The following is a 6,500-nucleotide window of genomic DNA, read 5'->3' as shown; positions in this document are numbered from 1 at the left end:
TGTTTTGTCCTCACAATCTATATCGTTTTAGTAGGGATTATCCTCAATAAAAACCCCCTAGCTTGAAGAAAGCTAGAGGGATTATACATAATGTAGGACGAATCCCAATCGTGCCGTCATTATGAAGCGTATCGTTTTGAACCCGCACACAGCAGGTGGGTATCCACTTTATAACTTAAAACGTCCCCTGGGGGCATGTTTGCCATTACAAAAGGAGGATTCCCTACGATAAATAAGTTCGGTCAAAATCGATGTGGCAATTAACGAACACATCAGGATTCGTGTTACCTGTATAATATCATATCCATTTTTCAAATACAACCATATTTTACAATTAAATTTAACTTTTCKGAATACTTATTTTTAATGACAAATTATTTAATTGTTCTTCTGAAACAGCACTTGGTGCCTTTGTTAAAATGTCACTTGCACTCGCTGTTTTCGGGAATGCAATCGTGTCTCGTAGATTCGTGAGGCCAGCTAATAACATAACGATACGGTCAAGACCGAAGGCAATACCACCATGAGGAGGGGTTCCATATTCAAACGCCTCGAGCAAGAAACCAAATTGAGCATTTGCTTCTTCTTTTGAAAACCCAAGAATGCTAAACATTTTTTCTTGAATTTCGCGCGAATAAATACGTATTGATCCACCACCAAGTTCATAGCCATTTAACACTAAATCATAGGCTTGAGCGCGTACTTCTGCAGGATTAGTATCCATTAACTCAATGTCTTCTACAAACGGCATTGTAAATGGATGGTGAGCAGCATAGTACCGTCCCTCTTTTTCGTCATATTCAAATAACGGCCAGTCTATAATCCATAGGAATGCATTTTTACTTTCATCGATTAATTGGAGGTCTTTTCCTAATTTCGAACGAAGAGCGCCCAATGAATCAGCTACAACTGATTTTTTGTCGGCAACAAATAATAATAAGTCCCCTGGTTCTGCTTGAAGTGTTTGAGCTAATTTCTCCCCTACTTCACCCTCAAAGAATTTCGCGATTGGTCCTTTTAATCCTTCTGCATCCACTTTAAGCCAAGCAAGGCCTTTGGCACCATGTCTTCCTGCAAATTCTCCTAAAGCATCAATGTCTTTACGTGAATAATTGTCAGCTTTGCCTTTAACATTGATTGCTTTTACTTGTCCGCCACTTTCAACTGCTCCAGCAAAGACTTTGAATGAAGATTGCTCGACGAGTGAAGAAACATCTTGTAACTCTAAGCCAAATCTAACATCCGGTTTGTCAGAACCAAAACGATCCATGGCTTCTGTGTATTTCATACGTTGGAATGGCGTTTCAACGTCAATTCCTTTAACATCTTTTACTAATTTTTTCATCATGCGTTCGTTCATTTCTAAAATATCTTCCATTGACATGAAACTCATTTCCATATCAATTTGTGTGAACTCTGGTTGACGGTCTGCACGCAAATCTTCATCACGGAAACAGCGAGCAATTTGGTAATACTTTTCAAATCCAGACACCATCAACATTTGTTTAAATAATTGAGGAGATTGTGGCAAAGCGTAAAATTCACCGTTATGCACACGGCTAGGAACCAAGTAATCTCGTGCTCCTTCTGGTGTTGATTTTGTTAAAATAGGTGTTTCAACTTCTATAAATGTTTCTTCATCTAAAAATCGACGAATCGATTTTGATACTTCAGAACGCATTTTGAGAATGTCATACATAACGGGACGACGAAGATCTAAATAGCGGTATTTTAATCGTAAGTCTTCATTAACATCGTTCTGGTTCTCGATCGCAAATGGTGGATTTTTTGCTTCATTAATAATCGTCACTTGTGTAGCTTGCACTTCAATTCGTCCAGTTTTCATGTTTGGATTCATTTGTGCTTCATTACGAGCAACCACTTCACCTGTTACTTCAACAACATACTCATTTCGTAAGGCATCACCAACTGCTAATGCTTCTGCTGAAATGGCAGGGTTAAAAACAATTTGCACAATTCCTGTGCGGTCGCGAAGATCCACAAAAATAAGTCCGCCAAGATCACGTCTTTTTTGAACCCATCCTTTTAATACGACTTGTTCCCCGATTGCTTGTTCTGCTACTTCTCCACATGGATGTGTACGTTTAGTCATGCTAATTCCTCCGTTGCTTTAGATGCGATTTTAGTAAAGTTTTCGACTATTTCTTCAAACGTAAGTTGTTGTTGATTTCCATTTGCTAAGTATTTCAATGAAATTTTGCCACTTTCAAGTTCATTGTCACCAATTACAACTGAGAACTTGGCATTTAAACGATCGGCTGATTTCATTTGAGCTTTAATCTTTCTATCTAAATAATCCATTTCAGCTGAGACATTATTTTGACGAAGCTGCGAGACAAACGATACCGCTTTATCTTTTGCTGCTTCACCCATTGCGACTACATAGACATCAAGTGTAGGCAAGTTTTTAAACTCTTCTCCTTCAGCGTCTAAAGCAAGTAACAATCGTTCAATACTCATTCCAAAACCAATACCAGGTGATTCCGGACCACCTAAATCTTCAACTAAACCGTTGTAGCGACCACCACCAGCTAGTGTTGTGATGGCACCGAATCCTTCGCCTTCACTCATGATTTCAAAAGCTGTGTGATTATAGTAATCGAGTCCTCTTACTAAATTTGGGTCAACTTCATATTTAATGTTTAAGATATCTAAGTAATGTTTTACTTTTGCAAAATAAGCAGCCGATTCTTCATTCATATAATCAGGTAGTTTTGGAGCTGTTGCCATCAATGGATTCTCTCGATCCACCTTACAGTCGAGAATACGTAACGGGTTTTTTTCTAATCGATTTTGACAATCTGAGCAGAACTCTTGGATGTGCGGAGAGAAATGAGCACTAAGTGCAACTCGATGAGCTTGTCGACTTTCGGTATCTCCCAGTGAATTAATCACTAACTTAATTTTTTTCAATCCGGCTTTTTTATACACACTCATTGCAAGAGCCATAACTTCTGCATCAATGCTTGGATCTTTACTACCGATTGCTTCAACTCCAAATTGAACGAATTGACGGTAGCGACCTGCTTGTTGGCGTTCATATCTGAACATCGGTCCTGTGTAATAAAGTTTTACTGGTTGATTAGGTAAACCAAATAATTTATTTTCAACAAAAGAGCGGACAACGGGTGCGGTTCCTTCAGGACGCAAAGTTAATGAACGGTCACCTCTATCGGTAAATGTATACATTTCTTTTTGGACGATATCAGTTGTATCACCGACACTTCGCGTGAAAAGTTCGGTATGCTCAAAAATTGGCGTTCGAATTTCTTTATATTGAAATAATCGACATGTATCACGAATAAGTTCTTCGACTGCTTGCCACTTTTCAGTTTCACCTGGTAATAAATCTTTCGTTCCTCTTGGCACATTAATCGACATGATAATGGCTCCTCTCTTTTATAAATTAAAAAAGCTCCCGTCCCTTGCGCAAATACGCAAGGGACGAGAGCTATTGTTAGCTTCCGCGGTTYCACCCTAGTTGACACAAATACTTCATGTCCTCTCAAATCCGGATAACGGCCGGTTCCGTTTTCGCCTACGTTACTTCAAGGAGTATTTCGACGAAAAGCCTTTCAAGTGTTGTTCACTGAGTGCTTCTGTAGGAAAGATTTCAGCCACGTCTTTCCCTCTCTTAACAGCGTATTAAACAGTTACTTTCTTGGTCATTGGCACTTTGTTTGATTCAGATTATACCTTATCTTAATGACTGTACAATAAGTTGTCAACCTTTTCATAAAAAGTTATAGTCTTTTCGGTGAACAGTCTTTACAATAAACAAAAGGAGGAATTATATGTTAAAAATTCAAATTCGAAATAATGCACAAATTTTTATTGGACTTATTTTGTTATTATCACTTATTCTTCCTTCAATTACATATGCAAATGGAGAAAATGTTCAATCAACAGTATCAAACCTCCATATGAGATCGGGTCCTGGTCTAGCATATCCTATTATTGGCTCCCTAAAAATGGGAGATCAAATGATTGTTCTAAAACAACAAGGCGATTGGATTAATGTACGCCGTGGATCGGCTGAAGGCTGGGTGGCTTCATGGTACACCAAGCAATTAGGTCAAAAGAAAAAACTATCCGAGCAACTTGTCGTCTCCAGAGTAGACCAGCTAAATGTTCGTTCACAAGCCTCTATTGGTGCAGCGGTGCTTACTCAATTGTCAGCTGGTGATCAAGCTAAGCTTATTGCTGATCATGGCAAATGGGTCGAAATTTCGTTTAACCAAGTAAAAGGTTATGTGGCAAAAGAATACATAACCATTCAAACGAATAATACACAGACTACATCATCTAAAGTGAATAATAGTAATCACTTTGAAGTTTCTGTGAATAGTTTGAATGTACGCTCAAAACCTGATTTAACTTCTAAGAAAGTTAGTACAGTGAAAAAAGGTGAACGTTTCAAAATTATCGAAAAGCAACATAACTGGGTAAAAATTGAACTGTCAGGTAAAAAAAGTGGTTGGGTTTATTCTTTTTATGGAACTCAGATTGCATCTAGTGGGAGTACTCCTGAAAAATCCCACCAAAAACAGCAGAGCAAAGCTACAACTACGAAAAAAGTTTCGATTGTCTATAACGGTACAAACTTACGATCCAGCGCTTCCACTTCAAGTGAAGTAGTATATCGAGCGAATGCAGGGGAATCGTTTGAAACCATCGGACAAAGTGGTGATTGGTACGAAGTTAAATTACCGAAGGGTTCGAAAGCATTTGTAGCTAACTGGGTTGTATCTACAAATACAACTATAAAAGAAACCGAAAATAAACAAACGAATGTACACAGAAAAAAAGGCACTCTCAACGGTCTTACACTTGTTATTGATCCAGGTCATGGTGGCAATGACGGTGGAACGACTGGTGCACGAGGCACACATGAAAAAGGAATCACGCTTCGCACAGCTGAATTGTTAGCTAGTAAACTTCGTTCTGCAGGTGCTAATGTCGTCATGACGCGAGATTCTGATGTGTATGTTGATTTGCGTAAACGTGTCTCAATTGGTCATCAGTTATCAGCCGATGCATTTATAAGTGTTCATTATGATGCAACTGATAGCAGTTCAATAAATGGATTTACTACGTATTACATGCATGGCTATCAAAAAGCACTTGCGAAAAGCGTTCATAAAGCACTTGGAGAAAAAATTAATTTGCGTGACCGTGGAGCGCAGCAAGGAAACTACCTAGTACTTCGCGAAAATCGTCAGCAAGCCATTTTGATTGAACTTGGATTCTTAAGTAACCCATCCGAGGAAAGTACGTTAACTACTGAAAAATTTAGAGAGCAAGCGACTCTAGGTATCTACAACGGCGTCGTTGACTTCTTTGACAATCAAGCAAACTAGAAAAAACTCGTCCAAGATTCATATGGACGAGTTTTTTTGATAGATTAGTTTTTTATTGAGTTTTAGAACAAGAAAACCGTTTGATTAATTGATGAGGAATGATCATACGCTTTACAGGTTCATGCGGATTTTCCAGAAGTTGAATCAATTTTCTTGAAGCTTGCAAGCCAAGCTCAAAAATATTAATATCGACCGATGTTAATGGTGGTTGGGAAAGTTCTGAAAATAACACATTATTGAAACTAAGTATTGAAATATCCTCGGGTACAGAAATATTCATTTCAATTAATGTATTCAATACACCTAGTGCCATTAAATCATCTGCGACCACCAATGCTGTCGGTGGGTTTTTTAAGTTTATTAGCTTCCTAATTGCCTCTTGACCACCTTCACGCAAAAACTCACTATGAATGATATAATCGTCCTCACTTTTGATACCTACTTCACGTAAAGCTTTTTCAAATCCGAGCAACCGTTCAATCGTCACAACAAAATTTAAATCCCCACCAATAAAACCGATTTGCTTATGTCCCAGACTTAGCAAATAGTTAGTTGCTTCCTTCGCGGCTAAATAATTATCGTTATCCACATATGTAATAAGTTCTACGTCCTTAAACGGTTTACCGATCACGACAAAAGGGAATTTTCTTTCCCGCAAGTAATTTAATACGTTGTCCTCGATTCGAGAATAAAGCAAAATAACACCATCCACACGACCACCTTGAACCATTTGGATAACGCCTTCGTAAATTTCTTCATCCGTTTTACCTGTACTAATTTGAAGAGCATACTGACGTTCATTTGCCCCATCACTCAGTCCCCTTAAAACAGTAGGGAAAAATGGATTCTGGAAAAACACATCTGTAGAGTTAGGTAACACCAATCCGATGACTCTAGTGGATTGATTAGCCAAACTTCGAGCAATAAAATTCGGATGATATCCGAGTTCATCCATCGCAGCTCTAACTTTAATTTTTGTTTTTTCACTAATACGAGGGCTATTCGCTATGACTCTTGATACGGTAGATGGGGCGACATTTGACAGTTTTGCAACGTCTTTAATGGTAATGGCCAAAATTCACCCTCCTCTAATTAATCCTTGTTATTCTTTAATGGTAA

General features: G+C 38.4%; 4 protein-coding genes, 1 other RNA gene and 1 other annotated feature. Of the genes, 1 reads left to right on the top strand and 4 read right to left on the bottom strand.

Going from position 1 to position 6,500, the window contains the following annotated elements; genetic code table 11:
• Positions 1–97 precede the first annotated feature (97 nt).
• The 3 genes from ssrS to hisS form a co-directional block, all read right to left on the bottom strand.
• A non-coding RNA gene (ssrS, locus tag AC1DOS_RS05710) (6S RNA) lies at positions 98–282 on the bottom strand.
• Positions 283–340: 58 nt separating this feature from the next.
• Positions 341–2,113 (bottom strand): aspartate--tRNA ligase, encoded by a 1,773-nt coding sequence (gene aspS / locus AC1DOS_RS05705; protein ID WP_477536715.1) that lies wholly within the window; start codon positions 2,111–2,113, stop codon positions 341–343.
• Positions 2,110–3,402, bottom strand: coding sequence for a histidine--tRNA ligase (gene hisS / locus AC1DOS_RS05700; protein ID WP_477536714.1), 1,293 nt, complete (start codon positions 3,400–3,402; stop codon positions 2,110–2,112). The genes aspS and hisS overlap by 4 nt, the downstream gene beginning before the upstream one ends.
• Before the next feature lie 56 nt (positions 3,403–3,458).
• Positions 3,459–3,699, bottom strand: a binding site (T-box leader).
• A 116-nt stretch (positions 3,700–3,815) separates the two neighbouring features.
• Here hisS and AC1DOS_RS05695 point away from each other — a divergent pair.
• A complete protein-coding gene (locus tag AC1DOS_RS05695) occupies positions 3,816–5,381 on the top strand; it encodes an SH3 domain-containing protein (RefSeq protein WP_477536713.1) in 1,566 nt (521 codons plus the stop codon).
• Positions 5,382–5,433: 52 nt separating this feature from the next.
• On the opposite strand, the gene AC1DOS_RS05690 is transcribed toward AC1DOS_RS05695, so the two are convergent.
• A complete protein-coding gene (locus AC1DOS_RS05690; protein WP_477536712.1) occupies positions 5,434–6,456 on the bottom strand; it encodes a LacI family DNA-binding transcriptional regulator in 1,023 nt (340 codons plus the stop codon).
• Positions 6,457–6,500: the final 44 nt, after the last annotated feature.

Source organism: Paenisporosarcina sp. P5_A11, from assembly GCF_056400705.1.
Note: the sequence above shows the minus strand (reverse complement) of the source record. Positions and strands in the feature narration are given on the sequence as shown.